Genomic DNA, 21310 nt, shown 5'->3' with positions numbered 1-21310 from the left:
GGGGATTTGTTTCGTGTCAGTTGCTGAAGCCTCAGAAGTCCGGGAACATCTGTACGAAGGAATGTTTCTCGTCGACAGCAATGCCTATGCTAACAATCCCGATGCTGTCTGTGATGAGCTGATGAAACTGCTCGACCGGGCAGGTGCAAACGTAATTGCACATCGCCCGTGGCAGGACGGCAAACTGGCTTACGAGATCGAAGGTCGCCGCAAGGGACTGCACTACATCGTCTGCTTCAAAATGGTGACGTCCGGCATGGACATTCTGACGCGACAGTGCCAACTCAGTGACACTGTTCTGCGTTTTATGGTGATCAGCCACCCGGAAGAACTCTTCAACGCAGTTGTTGATGCGATTTCCGAAACAACGACAGAAGAAACACCGGCAAAAGAACCCGCCACAGCAAGTCCAGTGGCCAAAGACAATCAGTAACCAGGCTGTTGGGCGAAATAGGGAGGCATTGTAATGGCGTCGTTCAATCGAGTCGTGCTCATCGGTAATCTGACACGTGACCCCGAAGTCCGCTACACCACAGGCGGTACAGCTGTCACCGACGTGTCTCTGGCGATCAATCGATATCGAACGGACAAAACAACCAATCAAAGAATCGAAGAAACCACTTTCGTGGAAGTCACGTTGTGGGGACGGACGGCCGAAATTGCCGGCGAGTATCTTGGAAAGGGACGACCGGTTCTGATCGAAGGTCGTCTGCAGCAGGATCAATGGGAAGACAAAGAGACCGGACAAAAGCGAACAAAGCTGAAAGTCGTCGGTGAAAACATGCAGCTGCTGGGCAGTCGTAACGAAGGAGGCGGCACGTCACAGCCAAAATCATCAACACAGACAGCGCCTGCCTATTCGAGTCCGGCTCAGTCGTCTCCTGAACAGTCGTTCTACGACACACCGGCCGGCGACGGCGGTGATGTCCCGTTCTGAGGGCCTCACCCCACAATTCTGAATCGGGTAACTGGGTACGCCAGACTCCGATCTCTGACGTATCAGCTACGCGGCAATCAAATCTCTGAGGCAGTTCGCTGCCCGTGACCAGGACAATCAAGGCAACAAAGCCATGCCACTAAAGTCAAAATCAACGAATCCCGGAGCAGTCAGCGGGTCAACCCGTCAATCAACGGAGGTTCTGCTGGTCCACGATGTGACAAGCCTTGGAAAACGTGGTGACATCGTGAGAGTTAAGCCCGGTTATGCAAGAAATTATCTGCTTCCTCATGGAATGGCAACGGTTGCGACTGAACAAAACAAGCGAATGGTGGCGCGGCACCGTCAGAAACTGGAACACCTCGAAGCCGGCCGGGTTCGGGACCTGCAAAAACTGGCTGACGCCGTGAGCAGCTATAGTGCCACAATAGAAGCCAATGCAACATCCGACAACACTCTGTACGGCTCCGTGGTTGACCGCGACATCAGCGATGCACTTATTGCCGGTGGATTTAACGTGAAACCTCAACAGGTCAAGCTGGACGGTCCGATCAGAGAATTGGGTATGTACACTGTAAAACTCGTCTTTCACGAGAAGGTCAACACCGAAGTCAAAGTCTGGGTGGTGCCCTCCGCCGCTGGTGTCTGACACTGATGGCCGACAAATCTGTTCGACTTCCTCCTCAGAACCTTGATGCCGAAAAAGGTGTCCTGGGGAGTATTCTGCTGGTCAACGAAGCCATCGACGAAGTCGGTGAGTCACTTCGGGCTGAGCATTTCTATCACGATGCTCATCACAAAATTTTTGCCGCGATCCATGATCTGTACGAAAATAATATTCGTGGCATTGACCCCCTGACACTGGCAGAAGAGCTCGAACGGCGTGGGGAACTGGAAGAGTCCGGTGGTGCTGCCTATGTCGTGGAAATCGTCGATTCCGTCCCTCATGCCGCTCACGTTCGTTACTACGCCAATATCGTCCGTGAAAAATGGATGCAGCGGACACTCATTGCGGCCTGCACCGAAATCCTGACCGATTGCTACGAGCCTCAGGGGACCGTCGACGACCTGCTTCAGACTGCTGAACGGCGTGTGTTTGCCATCGTGGAGGAACAGGAGGACACCTCCAGTATTGCTATCGGAGATATTCTGCTGGAAGCGTTCACCCGTATTGACGAACGGATGAACAAAGAAGGCAGTGTGGCGGGTGTTACCACCGGTTTCGGTGATCTTGACCATCAGACAACCGGTCTGCAGCCGACGGAGCTTATCATTCTGGCAGCCCGTCCGAGTATGGGCAAAACAGCCTTGGTCTGCAATATAGCCGAAGCGATTGCCAGAGACGCAAAAAAGGGAGTGATGCTGTTCAGCCTGGAACAATCCAACCTGGAACTTGCCGAACGCTTTTTGTGTATCACAGCCCGGGTCAGCGGACATGACCTGCGCACCGGAAATCTGTCCGACGAACAGCGGGATCAACTGGCGGCTGCCTCCGGCGATCTGCACAACCTGCCACTGTTTATCGATGACAAACCAGCACGAACGATGTCACAGATTGCCGCAATCTCCCGACGTCAGCACCGCAAAGAACCACTGGGGGCTGTGATTGTCGACTATCTGCAGCTTATCGAACCTGAAGAGAAACAACTTCCTCGTGAACAACAGATCGCAGGTATCTCGCGTCGCCTGAAATTCCTGGCCAAAGAACTCAATGTGGCGGTTATTGCATTGTCGCAGCTCAATCGGGGTGTGGAACTGCGAGAGGACAAACGACCTCGTCTGGCCGACCTGCGTGAAAGTGGTTCCATCGAACAGGATGCCGACAAAGTTATGTTTCTGCATCGGCCGGATGCCTATGATCCCAACGACCGACCGGGTGAAGCCGAAATCATTATCGCAAAACACAGGAGTGGTCCCACCGGGATCGTGAAACTCACCTGGCGTGCGGAGTTCATGAGGTTCGAAAACTACTCCCCGGTTCCCGACACAGACTTTGCTACAATCTGATTGACCGGATTCTGCAGCACCGATTTCGACCAGGGCAAGTCACCACCGATAAGTGACGTCACTGTCAAATTCTGCAGGTTACGGTGCCGGACATTTGTGAAGGCGAGGGACGAATAACAACAGTCCACAGAACCTCCGGGCTTGACAACTGAAGAAAGAACAGACGACTGACGTCCCTGCTTTGCCAGGTCAAATCAATTAGATCCGGGAAACAAAGACACTACGGTGGCCCTGCAGATCGCCCGTTACTACTGCGTCTGTGACAGTGACCAGTCCGCAGGAAACAGGATGACCAATATTTGGTCTAAAACGGAGGTTCTTCATCGGATACGAATGTCTCTCCGTACGGTGCATCAGCGTCATCCGCAGGAGCGTCATTCGAACCCGAATTGATCACGTTAAAGCCCATGGCCTCCGCGCTAAGGAAATATTTAACTTCGCTGTTTGCGTCACGCTGCCACTTGCGGCCATTCAGCCGATAGGTCACTTCAACCTCATCGCCGATCTTAAGCTGATCCACAGTATCACAGCTATCCTGTATGAATTCGACCGGAATGTGACTGGTAAAACGACCGTTATCCTGCTCCAGCACAAGCAGTCGCTTGCGGAATCCATTCTGCCCGTAGGTTTTTGTTTCTTCGATCACATGAACGATACCGGTGACCGTTGCATGACTCATAACTTCCCCCTGGCTGGACCCGAATGCCCTGATGCTGACGCGGCTGACGTGCTGTCGACTGCCAATGCACGACATCGTAAACAGGGTCTGTCTTTACAACAACCGGATCGAGGTTTCTGTAAGGCATTTCGCCACCGTCCCGATATCTTTAAAAACCGGTGGTACTGCCTGCTGGCCTGGCGAACAGGGTTTTGTTTACCCCGTTCGCTCCGGAATCAGTCTCCCTGCCGGATTCACCACCGCATACTTCAGTACACTCAACAATCGGACCTGGTCTCCAGGAAGCCCGTCGTTTCCCAAAAGCTGGGTTTTGATGCAGGAACTCATTGTTTTTCGCACCGTACCAGACTTGCAGAGATTCCTTAATAATGAAACATTTCAATTTTCCGGTTCTATCCGCAGTGATTGCAGGTTTGTTCGCCGCAGTCACTTCTGCTGACGACAACGGTCTGCCACCGACTCATGCGAATGTGGCCTACTCCGAACATCCGGTATGTCAACTGGACATCTGGATTGCCGACGGGACAGGCCCGCGTCCGCTGCTGGTATATATCCACGGGGGCGGCTGGACGGGTGGCGACAAGAAACGCATGCCTCACCAGGTACGTCCGTTTCTGGAGAAAGGGATTTCCTGTGCAGCAGTGAACTATCGCCACACACCGGAACATCCCCTGCCGGCTCCGGTCCACGATGCAGCTCGAGCCATTCAGTACCTTCGACAGCGAGCCACAGAATGGAATATCCGCAGCGACCGGATTGTACTGACCGGCGGAAGTGCCGGAGCCTGTACTTCCATGTGGCTGCTGTTTCACGACGACATGGCCCGTCCCGATTCAGCAGATCCGGTGCTGAGGGAATCAACACGTGTCAGCGGTGCCGCGGTTCTGTCCGGACAAACCTCGATTGATCCGAAGATGATTGAATCCTGGTTAGGAGCCAACGTGCTCAAACATCGAATGATCTGGTGCTGCGTCGGTGAAAAAAACATGCAGGATGCCCTGAAAAACTATGCTCAGCACCAGGAAACCTATGCTGAATTCTCACCAATCAATCATCTGACGTCTGACGATCCACCACTTCTGATGACATACCCCGAAGACATGACTCTTCCCTCGAAAAACGCAGGACATGGAATCCATCACGGGGTGTACGGAGTGAAAGTTCGGGAAAAGGCGGAGGCTGTCGGCACCGAGTGCCATCTGCTTATACCCGGAACATCAGACTCGGAAACATATTCGTCAGCAGAAGCCTTCATGTTCGATAAGTTGCTGACGCCCTAGGTATGCTACGATCAGGAGAACTCTGATTGGCTGCCGCCTGAACTTCGCCGGCGTTCTTCAACGGTGGTGGAGCGATTCGGAAATAACGGGCCAGCGGCAGTCGAACGGCTGCCGCGGCCAATCGTCTGACCAGAGCCACAAAACGCCCGCCGGTCCCGTTGAGCACCGTGAATGCGAAAACAACCAGCAGACCGGCACTGCCCAGCAGAACACCACGCAACGTTCGATCAACGGCAAGACGCTGTGCCACCGAGGTCCCCGGAGTCACCTCAAGTTCCGGCATCCGTTCCTGCAGCCGGTCTTCGCTGCCGAAAAGAAGTTCGCCACTGACCGGAATCAACTCACCGTCTCCCGCGCCTTCTGCAATCGACGCGTCCGCCATTCTGCGCACAAACTCCGGATCTGACTCCAGTGCGTCCCGCACCCGCTCCAGATAGTCGACTTCCGTTTCCAGCGTGTTGAGCTGATGAGCGTTCTGAATGAAGTCATGACGAATGTTAATCCACGTATAAAGCCGCGGAGCAACTGCAACAGAACCATAGATCAAAGCTGCACTCAGCAATATCATCCAAAACGCCAGCGAGACCGTCCACGCCCCGGAGGCTGTTGTTCCGGACGGTAGATGATCGGCTGGTTGTAATATGGTTTCGGACATGGATGCTGAGCGGCAGGCCACACAGCTGACGGAACAAGTCCGATGTGACTGTGGCAGACCGTTATGAAATGGTGCCGCCGTATGAGGCGGTTTCCCCAAGGATCTCCTCGATCCGCAGAAGCTGGTTATATTTGCAGATGCGGTCCGTCCGACTGGCCGACCCAGTTTTTATCTGTCCGGTTTGCAGAGCCACGGCCAGGTCAGCAATGGTGGTGTCCTCCGTTTCACCCGAACGATGACTCATCACAGATGTATAACCGTGCTTCCCGGCCAGTTGCACTGCCTGAATGGTCTCAGAAAGTGTACCGATCTGGTTAACCTTGACCAGAATGCTGTTCGCAACGCCTTTGTCGATTCCTTCGCTCAAACGTTTGGAATTGGTCACAAAAAGATCGTCACCAACGAGCTGGCAGCGGTCACCAATCATATCGGTCATTTTCTTCCAGCCGTCCCAGTCGTCTTCACTGCAACCGTCTTCGATCGAACAGATTGGGTACCGATCTGCCCATTCTGCAAGCAATCCAACCATACCCTCAGAATCAATCGACCTGCCCTCCAGCGTATAGATGCCCTTATCTACGTCATAGAATTCCGTCGCTGCACAGTCCAGGGCGATCTTAATCTGGTCACCAGCGGCATATCCCGCTTTTTCGATAGCAACAAGAATCACATCCAAGGCCTCCTGATTCGTGCTGAGATCGGGAGCAAATCCACCTTCATCACCCACTGCAGTACTGAGCCCTTTGTCACCCAGTACTTTTTTGAGAGCGTGGAAGACTTCGGTGCCCGCTCGCAGCGCATCACTGAAGCTGTCAAACCCCAAGGGCATGACCATGAATTCCTGAATATCGATACCATTGTTCGCATGTTCGCCACCATTGATGATGTTCATCATGGGAGCCGGAAGACAATGGGCACCCACACCACCCAAATATCGAAATAACGGCAGTCCGGATGCTCTGGCTGCGGCATGAGCAGCGGCCAGCGAGCAGGCCAGGATTGCGTTTGCTCCCAGACGGGACTTGTTTTCCGTACCGTCCAGTTCAATCATGACTCGATCGACATTGGCCTGATCACACACGTCCAGATCGATGATGGCGTCCGCGATTTCACCGTTGATATTCTGAACGGCCTGCTGAACCCCCTTCCCCAGATACCGGTCAGTCACGCTGGTATCACGAAGTTCGTGTGCTTCGTGGGCCCCGGTACTGGCGCCGCTGGGGACAGCCGCTCGACCAATAATTCCGTCATCCAGCAGCAAATCTACTTCGACAGTCGGATTTCCACGGCTGTCCAGAATCTCACGGGCGTGAACATCGGCAATTGCAGCACTCATATTGAAGTCTCTCGTTTCGTACATCGTCGTTTGCTGGTTCCAGTCGGCTGAATTTGTTTGAGAACTGATCCTCTGAAAATCGACCCGTCAGCGGGACAGAGCGACAGTAGTCAATAAATTCATTTCTAACAAACCTGTTGCTGCGTTACGATCCTGCCTCCCTGAGTCTCAATGTCACGAAAGGTCCGACATGACAACCACTCGCCGCGATTTTATTTCGCAATCAACCGCAGCGGTCATCGGTACAGCCGGGCTGTCACGCACTGATGGAGCTGTGACAACCGCTGAATCCGTACCAATCATCGATACACACCAGCACCTCTGGGATCTCCGTCGGTTTAATCTGCCATGGATGGACCCGAACAACGCAGAACTGGAGCCGATTCGACATACCTTCCTGATGCCGGATTACGTTGAACACACTCAAGGACTGAATATCGTTAAAACGGTCTATATGGAAATCAATGTCCACCCGTCTCAACAGCAGGCCGAAGCTGAGTACGTTATCGACCTTTGCGAACGAAAAGACAATTCCATGGTGGGGGCCGTGATTGGCGGCTATCCGCACGATGAGGGCTTCGCCGATTACATTACCCCGCTGTCCAGGAAAGATGCCGTCAAGGGTGTCCGCACCGTGCTCAACGATCCGGACCGCCCGACAGGGCTTTGTCTGCAGCCAAAATTTGTGGATAACATACGTCGACTGGCAGATCTGGGTATCAACTTCGACCTGTGTCTGCGGCCGGATGAGGTCATTCACGGGGCAACACTGGCAAAGAAGTGTCCCAATACGCGATTTGTGGTGGATCATTGCGGAAATCTCAGTGTCCAGTCGACGGATCAGGCACTAAGAGCAAAATGGCAGGATGGCATCCGTGCATCAGCCGACCAGGACAACATGTTCATTAAGATTTCCGGCATTGTAGCGTCAGTCAATAAACACAACTGGTCACCGGACGATCTGGCTCCCAATATCAACTTTTGTCTCGATGCCTTCGGCGAAGATCGATGCGTGTACGGGGGCGACTGGCCCGTGTGTCTGCTGGGTGCCAGCTATCGGCAGTGGGTGGAAGCACTCAAACAGGTCGTCAGCAGCCGGTCAGCGACATTTCGAAAGAAGATGTTTCACGATAACGCGGTGAAGGTCTATCGACTGGGATAATCTGATGCGCCCTGCTGAACTGCTTAAAGAACTCATCGCTATTCCAAGCGTCAATCCGATGGGACGCGATATGTCCGGACCGGAGTTCCTCGAAGCCGGAATGACCGACTATCTGGAACAGTGGTTCACCGATCTTGGTGCTGACTATCAACGCATCGAAATCATGCCAAAACGCAGTAACATCGTTGCCCGGTACCAAGGAAACCCGGATCGTCCGACAGTGATGCTGGACGCCCATCAGGACACCGTTCCTGTTGACGGCATGACAATTCCGGCATTCGAACCGGAAGAACGGGACGGCCGGATTTACGGGCGGGGATCCTGCGATGTTAAGGGGGGTATGGCATCGATGCTTACAGCGTTTGCCCGGGTGGTACGTGAACGCCCCTCCGGAGCCGGTGACATCATTATGTCCTGCACATGTGACGAAGAACAGGGAATGACGGGTGTACGGGATCTGACTGCTCGATGGACTCAAACCGATCATCATCCCGCCGACTGGCTGGCACGCAGGCCGGATTCGATCATCATCGCCGAACCGACATCGCTGGATATCGTGGTGGCTCATCGAGGCGTCACACGCTGGAAACTGCGGACGACCGGAAAAGCGGCGCATAGCTCGAAGCCGTCGGACGGCATTAATGCCATCTATCGCATGGCTGAAGTTGTTTCCCGGCTTGAGGAATACGCTGTTCAGCTCGAACGGGAATCGACTCCGCACGTCCTGTGTGGTTCGCCGACACTCAGCGTCGGCCGAATCGACGGAGGGATCAGTGTCAATGTCGTACCGGATGAGTGTACGATTGAAATCGATCGTCGGGTGATCCCTGGCGAGGATCAATCAACGGTCATCGCACAGGTGGATGCCTGGCTCCGTAAATCCCTCACGTTCGAATACGAAATGCTTCCGGCGTGGTGCATGGCCGGATCCCTGTCGGATGACAGAAACGGAACTCTGGCCGACAGCCTGCTGACTCATGTGGAAGCCGTATCCGGACCGTGTCAGAAACTTGGAGTCGCGTACGGAACCAATGCAGCCGTCACCGGGCCGACAGGAATCCCCACGGTTGTGTTTGGTCCGGGATCGATCGAACAGGCACATACAAAAGACGAATGGATCGATGCCGCTCAGCTGGACCAGGCCGCTGAGATTCTGTTTCGGTTTTTATCCGCTCATGAAAGCTGAACTGCTGTGGCCTACTCCGATCGGTCGCCAGGCTTTATGCAGTGTGTATGATCTGACGGTCAGTAACACCGTCCAATCCTCTATGCGTTTTGCCGGAAACGCCTTCTGCCATGAAATATGCTGCTTGCGTTCTGTCAATGGTCGTACTGTCATCAATCCCTGCCTGGGCAGATGAGAACCTACTCAACTGGGTTCAGGTCACTGATCATGCGGGCTGGCAGCCTCGGGACTCACAGGGCGAAGTTGTCTACAAAGATCGTCTGTGGATCTTCGGCGGATGGTTCAATACGACAGCAGCACCGCCCCGTGACGTGTGGAGTTCTGCGAACGGAAAGACATGGACACTGATCGAAAACAAGGCACCGTGGAAACACAGCGATCTGTCGATGAGCATTGTGTTCAAAGATCGCATGTGGTTCATGGGCGGCTGGCATGACGGTCGTCTGCCCAGCCATTCTGCCAGCAATCAGGTCTGGTCCTCCACGGACGGCGTCTCATGGGAGCAGATCACCGACGACGCAGGCTGGACTCCGCGGATCGCAGCTGCACTTGTTGAATTCAGGGGAAAGATGTGGCTGCTGGGCGGAACCGAAGATTACTATTTCGGCGACGAAAACAGTACCCAAAATGATGTGTGGATGTCATCGGACGGGAACCAGTGGACGCTGGTGACGGACAACGCCGGCTGGTCGCCACGGGCATATCATCAGGCAGCCGTGCTGAATGACCGCATTTATGTCTTCGGTGGAGGAGACTATCGACCGGAGTATCACGCACTCAACGACGTCTGGAGCTCTGCAGACGGAATTCACTGGCAACAGGAAACCGCGGCTGCCGCATGGCATCCCCGGATCTGGTTTTCGTCCGTCGTTTATCGAGACCGGATGTGGGTGATCGGAGGCTGGTCCGACAAACCGTTCGCCAACTGGAACGACACGTGGTATTCCAGTGACGGACGGAACTGGAAACAGCTCAAATCAGAGGTCGTGTGGAAACAGCGCCACGAACACTCCGCATTCGTATTTCAGGACAAAATCTGGATTGCCGGCGGACACGCCATACCGCTGAACAGTGAAGTCTGGTCACTGGAAGTTCCGGAAAACTGGTTCGAAGATGACTAATCCTTCGAATAACTGATTGTGGCCGAACGCAGCACGGGCGTGTTGGCCATATTCGGGCTGATCAGGCTGGCCTTAAACTGGATCCAGCGATCGTTCTTCGCCGCCGCAATTTGAGTTCCGCTGGTACGATAGAAACTGTCAGCGCCCGCCGGTCCCCGCCAGCCGGCTGATGTGAGCTGTTGTTCAGACTCTGCCGTACGAATCTGGAACTCCAGGCGCGTGTGAAACGGAGTGTCTGCCTTCCAAGAAATCCGTTCGTAGTCTGCACCGGAACCGGCATCAAATGGCGGGGAGAGATAATCATAGCGTTCCGAACGATCATAAATATTGCCGATGTCAACAAGTGAAAAGAAGTGCGGACCTGTCGCCGGCAAAGAGGTTCGTTTGTCCGGGGAATAACCGTCCGGACTTCCCTGGTACACCCACACGTCACTGCGGTGGTTTCCGACTCGCGTATGATTCGCAATAACAAGTTCCGGATAGCCGTCCAGATTGCAGTCAGCAGCAAACGTACCGCATCCCGAGTAGCCAGGGATCCTGGTTTGACGTCCCACGTCGAATCCGTCCGCACTGTTCCAGTAAATCGTGCCGGGGAAATGCCGGTGGGTTCCGCCAAGATAGCTGGGAAAAAACAGATCGATGTACCCGTTTCGATTGAGATCCGCCGCCACGACATCGTTCGCACCAATAGTTGGAAGCGCTGAACGACGGGATTCAGAAAAACCCGCATCACTTCCCCAGTAGATCCACGCGTCTGCGTTCGGATTAGCCAGATGCACGAGTGCTTGTCCGGGACCAAGCGGTTTGTTCTCATCGACCTGATTTACAACGACAAGGTCCAGGTAGCCGTCGCCATTCAGGTCAGCGATCTCAGGCATCGAAGCGTCTTTACCCTGCATGAGTAGTGATGTTGTGCGGGCATTGTCGAAGCCGCCGGGCCCGTTCCAGAACAGAGTGACCTTATGACGGGCGGCCGACACAACATCGAGCCAGCCGTCACCGTTCAGGTCTGCCAGACACTCCGACTTGCCCCGGGGCGTCAGTCGGAAACGATTGATCCTGGAAAAACCGGACTCCTGGCCGTATATCACGTTCGAATCCAGCAGCAGGTCAAGATAGCCGTCCCGGTTAAAGTCAGCCGCACGACCGGTCCCTGCCTGACCGTCAGGAACAATCGTGGTGTTGTCCTCTGAAAGGCCAGTCGGTCCGCCCCAGAAAATGTGAGTGGGAGTGCTGTACTGGGCGAGCAACAGATCGGCAAAACCGTCGAAGTTGAAGTCACAATTGATATATCCGTCGGTATCACGAACGGTCGGCAGACCCACCCGCCGCTGTGGACTGAATCGGCCCTGGTCATCGCCCAGGTAAATCCAGGACGTGGTCGGTCCGAGTTCGGCAAAGGCAGCGGTCGTCCCGCCCGGATACGATACACCTTCAATCTTGTTGATAAAGACGATGTCCTTTTGCCCGTTGTTGTCAAAATCAGCAATCGTGATTCCGGACGCACCGGATGTTGGCAATTCCAGTCTTCGGTCCGGCGAAAAGCCTTGCGGTCCCCCCCAATACACGTATGAGTCCGTATCAAAGAAACCGTCACTGGCATAGTTGGCCAGAATCAGATCTGCTTCGCCGTCCGCATTCATATCTTCGATGACCACATCATTGGCAGACGGTGCTAAAATCTGGGAACGCCTGTGGGCCAGGAATCCCCGGGGACTGTTCCAGTAGATGTACGAGACACCCTCTGCACTGTTTGCAAACACAATGTCACTCAGTCCGTCACCATTCAGGTCTCCGACCGCCGCTGCCCGGGCACCGATCGTTGGCAGCTCGGTCCTCAATTCAGCCGAATATCCGGCAGCAGATCCCCAATAGATGTACGAGTTAGCACGATATGTCCCGACACTGTTTCCGGTTGGCGGATCTGGCTTCTCATTCAAATGATACATGTTGGCAAGAATAATCTCTTCATGACCATCCTGGTTCAGATCCGCAACTGTCACGGCTGAGCTGTAGACCCCCGGAAGTTCAATGCGGCGATCGTCAGAATAATTTCCGGCGGCATCGCCGAGATAGACCACGACGCCACTTTGAGCTTCATTGTTGCCTTCATTCACGAACAGAATGTCCGGATGACCATCATGATTAACGTCTGCAATGGTCACGTCCCCACAGTTAATCGTTGGCAGCTCGGTCCTCTTCCCGGCGGAATAACCGTGATCAGAACCCCAATATATAAATGACTTTTGAAATTGGTCGATGACAACGTGATAGTCAACACCTCGGTTAGCAAAAACGATGTCATGATGTCCGTCACCGTTCAGGTCAGCAATCGCAACGGCCTGGGCGGCTTTGGTCGGAAGCGCACTGCGATTTGAAGCATCGAATCCGTCGTCACTACCCCAGTAGATATATGAGTCAAGATTCGTTTTTTCTCCATCGAATCGATTGGCAACGACCAGATCAATATAACCATCGCCGTTGAGGTCCTCGGCTGCCGCTGCCAGCGCTCCCTCCGTCGGGAGGCGGGTTCGACGATCCGAAGCAAATCCACTTTTGTCGGACCAGTAGATGGACAGATCCACCCGTTCGTCGTGATCCTGGCCACAGGCAATCGGCAGATCAAAATTGCCGTCGTTATTAAAGTCCCAAAGATTGATCAGGCGGACGGTCCCGTCGGCGGCAACGTACGTGTTTGCACCACCATCAACCAGCGTGCCGTCACCAAAGTCCACAAACGAATTCAGCACCCACGCCTTCTCTTCAGCCCTGACAGAACACGTCGCAGCCATCGACATCAGCAGGGACAGGGACACAAAAACACCGGTTCGTTTGATTCGCATGTCTACAAATTTCCAAGCTCGATCAGACCGAAATAAACAGAGATCCCGTGCACATCCTGCAACATCGATCCGGATCATGATTCGTCCGTCACGTGTTTCCGACTCAAGAATATGACGACTGTAATCGAAAGCGAACAACAATGTCGGGTGTTTTCTGCGGATTCGAATACAGAGGAAGACCGAAATTCTCGGACGACGGGCAGTTCCAGGCGATCAGTGCCTGAAAGATGACCGCAGGAAATCTCCCCCCGGAGTTATCCACCGTCTTCCGAAAGCGTTTCTTCCCCCGGCATGACCGTCAGCCAGATATCCGACGTTGTTGCTGTTGAATTCTCAATGGCCGCCGTTGCCGACCGGGGATGGTTGCTGCCTGCAGCCTGACACAACACCTGAATCGGACCGCAAAATGGCGGTGCGTTCTCATCACGAATCAGCTTGAGTGTAACGGCTTTGGAACTGTCACCGTCCTTTTCTGAAAACGCCGGTTCTGCCGTCACTCCCTCAGGCAGCCGTTCGACTGAAACGGTCAGACGTTCCGCATAACCATTCGTTCGGGTGATCGTCACCGGAACCTCAACCGCTTCGCTATTGTTGATCAGGTACTGATTCGCACTGAGCGTTGCAGAGAACGCCGGCTGCGGAATCGCACAGGTCAGCGTATAGAAATACCGAAATCCACCGTCTCCAAATCGATCCTCCACGGAAAATTTCAGCAGACCGTCCGTCGGTACAGTGATGTTGGTTTCTGAATCGTAGGTCGCGGCACCACCATCATCAGCTTCCGCCAAAACACGGCCGTCCGCCGCAGTGATCATTAACACGGGATCCAGCAATGAATGAAACGCTCGTGCCTGAACACTCACAACGAGCTTCTGATCTTTGACTCCCGGCAGTGTGTACACATCTTTTTCATCCGGAACGGCAATCCGGCCGGTGATGGAAGAATTCACAGCCATCGCCCGCGACTCTGCTGACTCCACGTAACTCGAATGTTTGACGCCATACACATTGTGCGGCAGGGCGAATTCACGTCCAAAATACGTTTGTTGTCCGCCGAACGCAGTGAGACCGGCAGTCTGCAGCTGTTCAGTCAGATTCCATCCGCACACGGTGACGGCCGACCCCGATCGATGATCGACCACGGCCGGCAGAATGTGGTCGATAAACGGACCATGGGTCAAAGTGAGTCGATAGACGTAATTCTCTGCACCGGCCAGTTTGACAGTACTGTTCGGTGTCGATGGAAATGCAAATGTCCGAATATAAAAAAAACCTTCCTTTTGGACGGTGAAGGCGATTTGAGGATCCATTCCGTGATCGTCATCGTTCTGAGCAATCACGGTTCCGGCTTCGTTCAGCAGCTGCAGACTCGCATCCATGGGAGAACCCAGTTCTCCGTTGGCCTGCATCGATGCAACGAGTGTTCGGCCGGCAGGCACCCGAATTCGGCAGATGTCCACATCACCTGCCTGACTGAGCACTCCGTTGATGGTTACCGCGTCATCGCTGATTTTATCGGCCTGATCCAGGAGATCGTTGGATTCTTCCTCAACCGTTTCGGCGATATGGCCGACGATGAACGGCCTGAGAACCGACGCACCGGAAGCATTAAAAAACCGCAGCCAGTGCACTCCGGGCTGCGCATCTTCCGGGATCACAATCGTGGCAAATTTTTTGTCTTCTGCGATGGTGATCTGTAGCTGTCCCGAATCGGACCAGCTTCGCAGACTCTCATCACCGGGCTTGCCCCCAAGCTGAATATTGACACTCGTTCCAAGCTGACCGCCGGCAGGATACAGCCGATCAATATTCGGAGCGTCTGCAGCGGACGCTCCAGTTGCCGCAATCCCCAGAATTGCGGTTCCGATCAGCAGTCGGCGTGACCACTGACGCGACCGAATACGGTGCGTCATCAAATCAGCTCACTGATCGGCGCAGGATCGCTGACGAGATGCACTGGCCGACCATCCGGTGTGTACAGAATCTGCCCTGGATCGATCCCCATTTTGTGATAGATCGTCGACATCAGATTCTCTGGTGACAGGACGCGATCAAGCGCCGCATACCCCTTGCGGTCGGTTGAACCAACAACGGTTCCACCGGGTGTTCCCCCACCGGCCATGAGAACCGACATCGCATTCGCCCAGTGATCGCGCCCCGGAGAACTGGTACCGGATAACGTCGAGATTCTTGGAGTGCGACCGAACTCACCCATCGCTATGACCAGCGTTGTGTCGAGAAGTCCCCGTTCTTTCAGGTCCTGAATCAGAGTGGCAACAGAATTATCCCAGTTCGGCAAACGTTTGCCCAAAGAGCCAAACAGGTTTCGGTGACTGTCCCAGCCACCATCATATACGGTAATGAAGGGAACACCGGCCTCCACCAGCCGACGAGCCAGCAGGCAGCGCTGGCCGAATTCATTACGACCGTAACGTTCGCGCATCGAACCGGATTCCTTTGAAATATCAAAGGCCTGTTGAGCACGCGGAGATGTGACCAGGCTGTATCCCTGTTCCTGATACTCATCAAACGCTGCCACAGGATCTCCGGCCACTTCAGAGTTGAGTCGGACCAGTTTATCAATTTTGGACCTCAGATCCGTTCGTCGATCAAACCGATTGACCGCCAGGTCACGTGGCAGGGCGACGTCCCGTACTTTGAATTTTTCGGTGTTCGGATTATCCGGAACAACGAACGGAGCGTGTTTTGCGCCAAGAAAACTGGGGCCGCCGGATCGTGACATGCGCGGCGTGGTGAAATACGGAGGCAATCCGTTGTCTTTGCCTCGCTCTTTGGCAATGACCGAACCCATACTCGGATGAAAACTGACGAACGCTCCACAACCAACCGGGATTCGTGTTGGTGCCCCGGTCATCATATAGTGGTTACCGGCACCGTGATTTCCATGACTGTGTCGAATCGATCGGATCATGGCGCAGTCGTCCAGACCTGCAGCCAGTCTGACCATGTGTTCTGAATACAAAACGCCCGGAACCGATGTCTTAACGTATCCGAACTCCCCGCGAAACTCGGCCGGAGCATCCGGCTTGGGATCAAATGTTTCAAAGTGAGTTGGCCCACCATCCATCCAGATTAAAATCACGTGGTCCGCGGTCGGTTTAGGTCCCCCGGACACACCGGCCGACTCACCCCGAACGCGCAGCGTATTGATCAGGCTGCCGCCCAGCAGTCCACCAATGCCAAACTGAAGACAGTCTCGACGAGTGGTACCTTCGCAGTTTTTCCGGAGTGCCATGTTGAAATCCTTCCGTCAGCGACGGTGCAGCACCGTTCAGTGTGTCTGCCGTGTATCCTGCAACAAGGTCAGAACAATCAGGTGACGACCTTGAGTACACTGAACGCCTCTTAGTGTATTGCCCTGTACCGCAAAACGCCACATCTGTCCCGTCAGCAGGATGGAAAACAAGCTGCGAAGGGGCAGCTGTATCAACGATTTTCAGGATCGTCACAGCGCCGTCACAGAGGCAGTTCCTGTTTGTCACCTTCTCTTGTCCGTATAATCCCTCTGAAACATGACACCGGCGCCGTCCGAAGCCTGATAGCCGTTAGTTTTGAAATACAAATTCGGGCGTATTGATCATGGCCCACATCAGATCTTCAACGGACCGGCGTCGATCGACGTTTTCCTCACTGAGGACATCGATCACCAGCTGCGTCTCTTCGTATGTTGGCCCGCGTGCATAGATCATTCGGTACAGCGTTTCGGCCAGTTCTGATGCACTCACTCCCGAAGCCGCCAGACGAGCCGCATGACCTTCATCATTCCGGATGTCCTGAAACATCTGTTCAGAGTTCATCAGATGCAAAGTCTGGACAACTGCCGATTCTTTTGTCCTTTCACACGGTGGATCCTGATTGGGATCCGGACGTCCGAATGTATCCAGAAACAGTGATGTCGTACGGTGGGTCCAGATCTGCTTTGCCTTCGTTCCAGGCGGCATTGCGTCAAATGACCGGGCGACCCCCGAAATATCAACAAACGCATCCAGCAGAACTTCGGCGCGCAGCCGATGCCGATAGTGACGCGAATAATTGCGTGTATCAGCCACATTACGTTCGTTTGGCAGAGAATCCAGCTGATACACATGTGAGCAAACAATGGCCCTGATGAGCTCCGTCATTGAAAATCCGCTATCACGAAAGCTTTCACCGAGAGCATCCAGCAGCGGCTGATTCGTAGCCGGGTTTGTCGCCCGGAAATCATCCACCGGTTCGACAAGGCCTCGCCCCATCAGGTCAGCCCAGACACGATTGGCCATCACCTGAGGAAACAGATGATTTTCCGGTGACGTCATCCATTCCACCAGAACCTCACGGGGATCAACGGTATTCGCTGTGACTGCTGCTTCGCCAAACAGGGGCTTCGGTGCCATGATCTTTCCGGTGACGGGATGCGACACACTCCCGGTTTTACCTGCAAAGATAAATTCTTCTGATCCGGAGATTGGCGCGGAGATCCCTGACCCTTTACGTCCCAGCCTTCCAAAGTAGGCCGCAAAGCCAAAAAAATCATCCTGCCCCCATTTTTCAAACGGGTGATGATGACACTTGCAGCATTCAAGCCGAACTCCCACAAACAGCTGACTGACGAGTGTGGTGATTTCATCCGGCGTCCGACGATCGCGAAAAAGCGTGACCGCCCCATTCCGCCACGTTCCACCCCGAGCCGTGATCAGTTCCCGAACGAACTCATCCCACGGCATCCTCTGATGAAAGCGTTCTCGTATCCACCGGTCATAGCTCATGACCGTCTTGATCCCAACGTGGTAGGGATTGGGTCTCAGCAGATCCATCCATTTGTTGGCCCAGTGATCGGCAAAATCCGGCTCACGCAGCAAACGACCCACCAGTTTGCGACGCTTGTCCGCGGAAGGATCTTCCAGAAAGGCCTGGACTTCCTGTGGTTTGGGAATCCGACCGCAGATGTCTGTGGTTGCCCGCCTCAGAAAGACATGGTCCTCACAAATCCGCGAAGGCGTGATGTTCAGCAGCTGCAGACGCCGCCACACCAGTTCATCAATAAAGTTATTGACCGGGAGCCGCGCGTATTCGTCCGCCGGAACTTCTTCCGGTCTAGGAATAATAACACTGCAAGTTGCAATTCTGCCCTGATAGCGTGCCATGACAGCGGTGCTTCCGGTGATGGAACCGGCCGTCACCTGACCGTGTTCTGTGACGGACGCAATCGGAGCTTCGTTGGACTGAAAAACAGTAAGTGACGTGACATCACGGGTGCTGCCGTCGTCATAGTGTGCCATCGTCTGCAGTGACTGCTGTTGACCGTATCGCAAAACGACAGAATCCGGTGTGAGACTGAATGACGTCAGTCCAGGTGCTGCATCCACACGGCGAGGCACTCCCTGGCGAATCCACTGCAGTATCAGCTCGTATTCCGGGCTGTTGACTTTCAGCCGAACTCCGCCACCGTGCGGCACCTGGCCGGTTGGTTTCATCAGCAGAAGGCTTCGATCGGGTGCACCTGGAAAAACACGTCGACCACGAACGTCCCTGGTAATCGCTTCGTGGTCAAAGTCAGAATCAAAACCAAGCAAAGAAAGCTGAAAGCCCCCCTGACCGCGTGCCTTCCCGTGACAGGCGCCCTGATTGCACCCGCGCCGAGTCAAAATCGGCTGCAGGTCGTTATCGAAATCAACTCCGGCCTGTTCCGTAGCCTGAGCGTACGCGACAGCGGTCAGCAGTACAAAAACGGGCAGAGTTTGAAGAAATCGAACAGGCATTGGCAGCGCGCATACAAAAGGATGGAAAACGCTTGCCGGAAAACTGCACAAGGCTAACACACGGGCGATGGAAATACATCTGAAATGTACAAGTTGATTCGTGTGATGTCTGCGGTTAGATTCGCCTCAACATCAGAATTCTGTGTCATTTTTTTCATACGAACATCTCAATCCACGGGCTCAAACGCGGGAGTGTCATCTGTGAGTGAAGTAAGTCAGGAAAAACGATCGGCAGACCAGCCTGCCCAGGCGACTCAGGAAATTGTGGTTGATGACTCCAACGTCCATGCCGGATACGCCAATTTTTGTCGTGTTGCCAGTACCCCCGAAGAGCTAATACTGGATTTGGGTCTCAACCCTAATCCGTATGCAGCAGGTAAGGTGAATGTTAAGGTCAACCAGCGGATTATTATGAATCATTTTAGCGCAAAACGTCTTCTGAGCGCTGTGGCCACAGCGCTGAACCGCCACGAACAAACGTTCGGCCCCCTTGAGACCGACGTTCGCAAACGTGTTCGCGGTGCCGAAGCCGAGGAAACACAGAACCCGTCCTGACCGGGTGAAACCCGGTCAGCAGATGAACGCCACGGTCTCTGCCGGACCGTGAGACCTGCGATATAACAACGTTGTGGGACGTTTGAGTCCCTTCATAAGCCGGGAAATCTGCAAATCTCGCGGTCCAACGTTCAAATCCCGTTAACAGACGATCACCGACAGACAATGACCGGACAGCCCGGAGAATCTGACGTTGAACAGGTCGGTTGCATACAAAGGGCCGGAACCGGGATTTCGCCGAATCGCCGTCATACATACAATTTACTAAATTTAGATTCAGATCCTTCCCTCCGGCATGGATGACGCTCGTGAAGATCCGTAATCGAACTGTCCACAAAATCATCGCCTGGAGCGCAGTGCTGCTGCTGCGAATTCTGTTCCTGACGGTACGAACTGATATTCGCGTGGCCCAAAAAGGTGCCATGACCAACGCCCCTCCGGTGGGGTCAGTGCGTTACTGTTTCTGCCTGTGGCATGACATCATTCTTGCCGCTCTGTTCTGCCACAAAGCCCATTCGCTCTCAACCCTGATCAGTCGCCACGAGGACGGAACCTACCTGAGCGATCTGATCGGAATTCTGGGCATTCGTCCGATTCGCGGATCGACAAGTCGAGGAGGCGCTCAGGCGACAAAACAGCTGCTGGAAATCCCCGATCAGCACATCTGCATTACACCCGACGGACCACGTGGTCCACGTCATAAGATGAAGGATGGAATTACATTCATCGCAGCGCGAACGGGACGTCCGATTGTCGCGGTGACGGTGAAGGCCACACGATGCTGGAAAATTCCGGGCCGCTGGTCCGACATCATGATTCCCAAACCATTCTCTAAGCTGGTAGCCATTACCGGTGTACCAATCATGGTAAGCTCTGACCTGAGCCGGGAACAGATTGCCGACACGACTGCGCGGGTTCAGGATGAAATGGATCGGCTGGACGCGTTGAGTGACCGGCTGGTCATGGGTGATGAGTCCGTGGCTGATTTGATCGTTCCTCGGCATCAGCATATGGAAAAGAGAGTTGCCTGAAATGACTGAAAAAAAAGTGGCCATCGTAACGGGCGCCGGAAGCGGCATTGGTCGGAGTGCAGCGCTGGCTTTGTGCCGGGAGGGCTATGCCGTTGTTCTGGCAGGAAGAAAAGAGGACCGGCTGCGGGAGACCGGGGAACTGTCGGGAACGGCTCCGGTGCTGGTAGTCCCCACAGATGTAACCCTCGAAAATTCAGTACAGCAACTGTTTGGACGCACCACAGATATGTTCGGCCGTGTGGACGTGGTGTTCAATAATGCAGGAATGGGTGCGCCAGCCATTCCCCTGGAAGACCTCACCGCAGAACAGTGGCAACAGGTTGTCGAGGTGAATCTGACAGGTTCCTTTTTATGTACGCGCGAGGCGTTCCGGGTGATGAAGACTCAGGATCCGCAGGGAGGACGTATCATCAATAACGGGTCAATTTCCGCGACAGCACCAAGGCCGTTCTCGTCTCCCTATACGGCCACCAAGCACGCCATCACGGGTCTCACAAAGTCCACGTCGCTCGACGGTCGCGCGTACAATATTGCCTGCGGGCAGATTGATATCGGAAACGCCGCAACAGAAATGACCGCACGCATGGATTCCGGTGTGATTCAGCCGAACGGAACGATGATGGTCGAACCCCGGATGGACGTGGAACACGTTGCCCAGGCTGTAGTCTATATGGCAGGCCTGCCGCTGAACGCCAACGTACAGTTCATGACAGTGATGGCCACAAAAATGCCACTGGTCGGTCGTGGCTGATAACATTG

General features: G+C 54.2%; 18 protein-coding genes. 11 read left to right on the top strand and 7 right to left on the bottom strand.

Annotation, left to right across the window (positions count from 1 at the left end; all coding sequences use genetic code 11):
• Positions 1 to 13: 13 nt before the first annotated feature.
• The 4 genes from rpsF to dnaB all read left to right on the top strand — a co-directional run bounded on the left by rpsF (position 14) and on the right by dnaB (position 2944).
• Positions 14 to 433 (top strand): 30S ribosomal protein S6, encoded by a 420-nt coding sequence (gene rpsF, locus MK110_16050; protein ID MCH2212817.1) that lies wholly within the window; start codon positions 14 to 16, stop codon positions 431 to 433.
• A 33-nt stretch (positions 434 to 466) separates the two neighbouring features.
• On the top strand, positions 467 to 937 hold the full coding sequence (ssb, locus tag MK110_16045; protein ID MCH2212816.1) for a single-stranded DNA-binding protein: 471 nt from the start codon (positions 467 to 469) through the stop codon (positions 935 to 937).
• Positions 938 to 1070: 133 nt separating this feature from the next.
• Positions 1071 to 1586, top strand: a complete 516-nt coding sequence (gene rplI / locus MK110_16040) for a 50S ribosomal protein L9 (protein MCH2212815.1) — start codon at positions 1071 to 1073, stop codon at positions 1584 to 1586.
• A 5-nt stretch (positions 1587 to 1591) separates the two neighbouring features.
• Complete coding sequence (dnaB, locus tag MK110_16035; GenBank protein MCH2212814.1) at positions 1592 to 2944, top strand: replicative DNA helicase; 1353 nt, start codon at positions 1592 to 1594, stop codon at positions 2942 to 2944.
• A gap of 304 nt (positions 2945 to 3248) precedes the next feature.
• On the opposite strand, the gene MK110_16030 is transcribed toward dnaB, so the two are convergent.
• Positions 3249 to 3623, bottom strand: coding sequence for a DUF3127 domain-containing protein (locus tag MK110_16030; protein ID MCH2212813.1), 375 nt, complete (start codon positions 3621 to 3623; stop codon positions 3249 to 3251).
• A gap of 368 nt (positions 3624 to 3991) precedes the next feature.
• Between MK110_16030 and MK110_16025 the strand changes: the two genes are divergently transcribed.
• Entirely contained in the window at positions 3992 to 4903 is a 912-nt protein-coding gene (locus MK110_16025; GenBank protein ID MCH2212812.1) for an alpha/beta hydrolase fold domain-containing protein, read from the top strand.
• Here the strand turns inward: MK110_16025 and MK110_16020 are convergent.
• Positions 4875 to 5558 carry a hypothetical protein gene (locus MK110_16020; protein ID MCH2212811.1) on the bottom strand — a complete coding sequence of 228 codons (684 nt, stop codon included), beginning with the start codon at positions 5556 to 5558 and terminating at the stop codon, positions 4875 to 4877. The genes MK110_16025 and MK110_16020 overlap by 29 nt on opposite strands.
• Positions 5559 to 5619: 61 nt before the next feature.
• Positions 5620 to 6894: a phosphopyruvate hydratase gene (gene eno / locus MK110_16015; protein MCH2212810.1), complete on the bottom strand. Its 1275-nt coding sequence runs from the start codon at positions 6892 to 6894 to the stop codon at positions 5620 to 5622.
• 190 nt (positions 6895 to 7084) lie between these two features.
• Between eno and MK110_16010 the strand changes: the two genes are divergently transcribed.
• The 3 genes from MK110_16010 (at position 7085) to MK110_16000 (ending at position 10363) form a co-directional block, all read left to right on the top strand.
• Positions 7085 to 8056: an amidohydrolase family protein gene (locus tag MK110_16010; protein ID MCH2212809.1), complete on the top strand. Its 972-nt coding sequence runs from the start codon at positions 7085 to 7087 to the stop codon at positions 8054 to 8056.
• A gap of 4 nt (positions 8057 to 8060) precedes the next feature.
• Positions 8061 to 9242, top strand: a complete 1182-nt coding sequence (locus MK110_16005; protein ID MCH2212808.1) for a M20 family metallopeptidase — start codon at positions 8061 to 8063, stop codon at positions 9240 to 9242.
• A gap of 110 nt (positions 9243 to 9352) precedes the next feature.
• Complete coding sequence (locus MK110_16000; protein ID MCH2212807.1) at positions 9353 to 10363, top strand: galactose oxidase; 1011 nt, start codon at positions 9353 to 9355, stop codon at positions 10361 to 10363.
• Here MK110_16000 and MK110_15995 read toward each other — a convergent pair.
• The 4 genes from MK110_15995 to MK110_15980 form a co-directional block, all read right to left on the bottom strand.
• A complete protein-coding gene (locus MK110_15995; protein MCH2212806.1) occupies positions 10360 to 13206 on the bottom strand; it encodes a VCBS repeat-containing protein in 2847 nt (948 codons plus the stop codon). The two genes, MK110_16000 and MK110_15995, sit on opposite strands and share 4 nt — an antisense overlap.
• A gap of 254 nt (positions 13207 to 13460) precedes the next feature.
• A complete protein-coding gene (locus MK110_15990; protein MCH2212805.1) occupies positions 13461 to 15119 on the bottom strand; it encodes a hypothetical protein in 1659 nt (552 codons plus the stop codon).
• Positions 15119 to 16462, bottom strand: coding sequence for a DUF1501 domain-containing protein (locus tag MK110_15985; GenBank protein MCH2212804.1), 1344 nt, complete (start codon positions 16460 to 16462; stop codon positions 15119 to 15121). The genes MK110_15990 and MK110_15985 overlap by 1 nt, the downstream gene beginning before the upstream one ends.
• 310 nt (positions 16463 to 16772) lie before the next feature.
• On the bottom strand, positions 16773 to 18965 hold the full coding sequence (locus MK110_15980) for a DUF1549 and DUF1553 domain-containing protein (GenBank protein ID MCH2212803.1): 2193 nt from the start codon (positions 18963 to 18965) through the stop codon (positions 16773 to 16775).
• 201 nt (positions 18966 to 19166) lie between these two features.
• Between MK110_15980 and MK110_15975 the strand changes: the two genes are divergently transcribed.
• The 3 genes from MK110_15975 (at position 19167) to MK110_15965 (ending at position 21302) form a co-directional block, all read left to right on the top strand.
• Positions 19167 to 19520 (top strand): DUF3467 domain-containing protein, encoded by a 354-nt coding sequence (locus tag MK110_15975; protein MCH2212802.1) that lies wholly within the window; start codon positions 19167 to 19169, stop codon positions 19518 to 19520.
• Between the two features lie 308 nt (positions 19521 to 19828).
• On the top strand, positions 19829 to 20551 hold the full coding sequence (locus tag MK110_15970) for a lysophospholipid acyltransferase family protein (protein MCH2212801.1): 723 nt from the start codon (positions 19829 to 19831) through the stop codon (positions 20549 to 20551).
• Between the two features lies 1 nt (position 20552).
• Positions 20553 to 21302, top strand: coding sequence for an SDR family oxidoreductase (locus tag MK110_15965; protein MCH2212800.1), 750 nt, complete (start codon positions 20553 to 20555; stop codon positions 21300 to 21302).
• Positions 21303 to 21310: the final 8 nt, after the last annotated feature.

This window comes from Fuerstiella sp. (assembly GCA_022447225.1).
In the GTDB taxonomy this organism is placed as follows: domain Bacteria; phylum Planctomycetota; class Planctomycetia; order Planctomycetales; family Planctomycetaceae; genus S139-18.
The sequence above is the reverse complement of the archived record's forward strand: the minus strand, read 5'-3'. Positions and strand labels throughout refer to the sequence as shown.

What these genes read in the sequence shown, in the direction of transcription:
- ssb (MCH2212816.1), top strand. Translation starts at nt 467, where the DNA reads ATGGCGTCGTTCAATCGAGTCGTGCTCATCGGTAATCTGACACGTGAC.
- rplI (MCH2212815.1), top strand. Translation starts at nt 1,071, where the DNA reads ATGCCACTAAAGTCAAAATCAACGAATCCCGGAGCAGTCAGCGGGTCA.
- dnaB (MCH2212814.1), top strand. Translation starts at nt 1,592, where the DNA reads ATGGCCGACAAATCTGTTCGACTTCCTCCTCAGAACCTTGATGCCGAA.
- MK110_16030 (MCH2212813.1), bottom strand. Translation starts at nt 3,623, where the DNA reads ATGAGTCATGCAACGGTCACCGGTATCGTTCATGTGATCGAAGAAACA.
- MK110_16025 (MCH2212812.1), top strand. Translation starts at nt 3,992, where the DNA reads ATGAAACATTTCAATTTTCCGGTTCTATCCGCAGTGATTGCAGGTTTG.
- MK110_16020 (MCH2212811.1), bottom strand. Translation starts at nt 5,558, where the DNA reads ATGTCCGAAACCATATTACAACCAGCCGATCATCTACCGTCCGGAACA.
- eno (MCH2212810.1), bottom strand. Translation starts at nt 6,894, where the DNA reads ATGAGTGCTGCAATTGCCGATGTTCACGCCCGTGAGATTCTGGACAGC.
- MK110_16010 (MCH2212809.1), top strand. Translation starts at nt 7,085, where the DNA reads ATGACAACCACTCGCCGCGATTTTATTTCGCAATCAACCGCAGCGGTC.
- MK110_16005 (MCH2212808.1), top strand. Translation starts at nt 8,061, where the DNA reads ATGCGCCCTGCTGAACTGCTTAAAGAACTCATCGCTATTCCAAGCGTC.
- MK110_16000 (MCH2212807.1), top strand. Translation starts at nt 9,353, where the DNA reads ATGAAATATGCTGCTTGCGTTCTGTCAATGGTCGTACTGTCATCAATC.
- MK110_15995 (MCH2212806.1), bottom strand. Translation starts at nt 13,206, where the DNA reads ATGCGAATCAAACGAACCGGTGTTTTTGTGTCCCTGTCCCTGCTGATG.
- MK110_15990 (MCH2212805.1), bottom strand. Translation starts at nt 15,119, where the DNA reads ATGACGCACCGTATTCGGTCGCGTCAGTGGTCACGCCGACTGCTGATC.
- MK110_15985 (MCH2212804.1), bottom strand. Translation starts at nt 16,462, where the DNA reads ATGGCACTCCGGAAAAACTGCGAAGGTACCACTCGTCGAGACTGTCTT.
- MK110_15980 (MCH2212803.1), bottom strand. Translation starts at nt 18,965, where the DNA reads ATGCCTGTTCGATTTCTTCAAACTCTGCCCGTTTTTGTACTGCTGACC.
- MK110_15965 (MCH2212800.1), top strand. Translation starts at nt 20,553, where the DNA reads ATGACTGAAAAAAAAGTGGCCATCGTAACGGGCGCCGGAAGCGGCATT.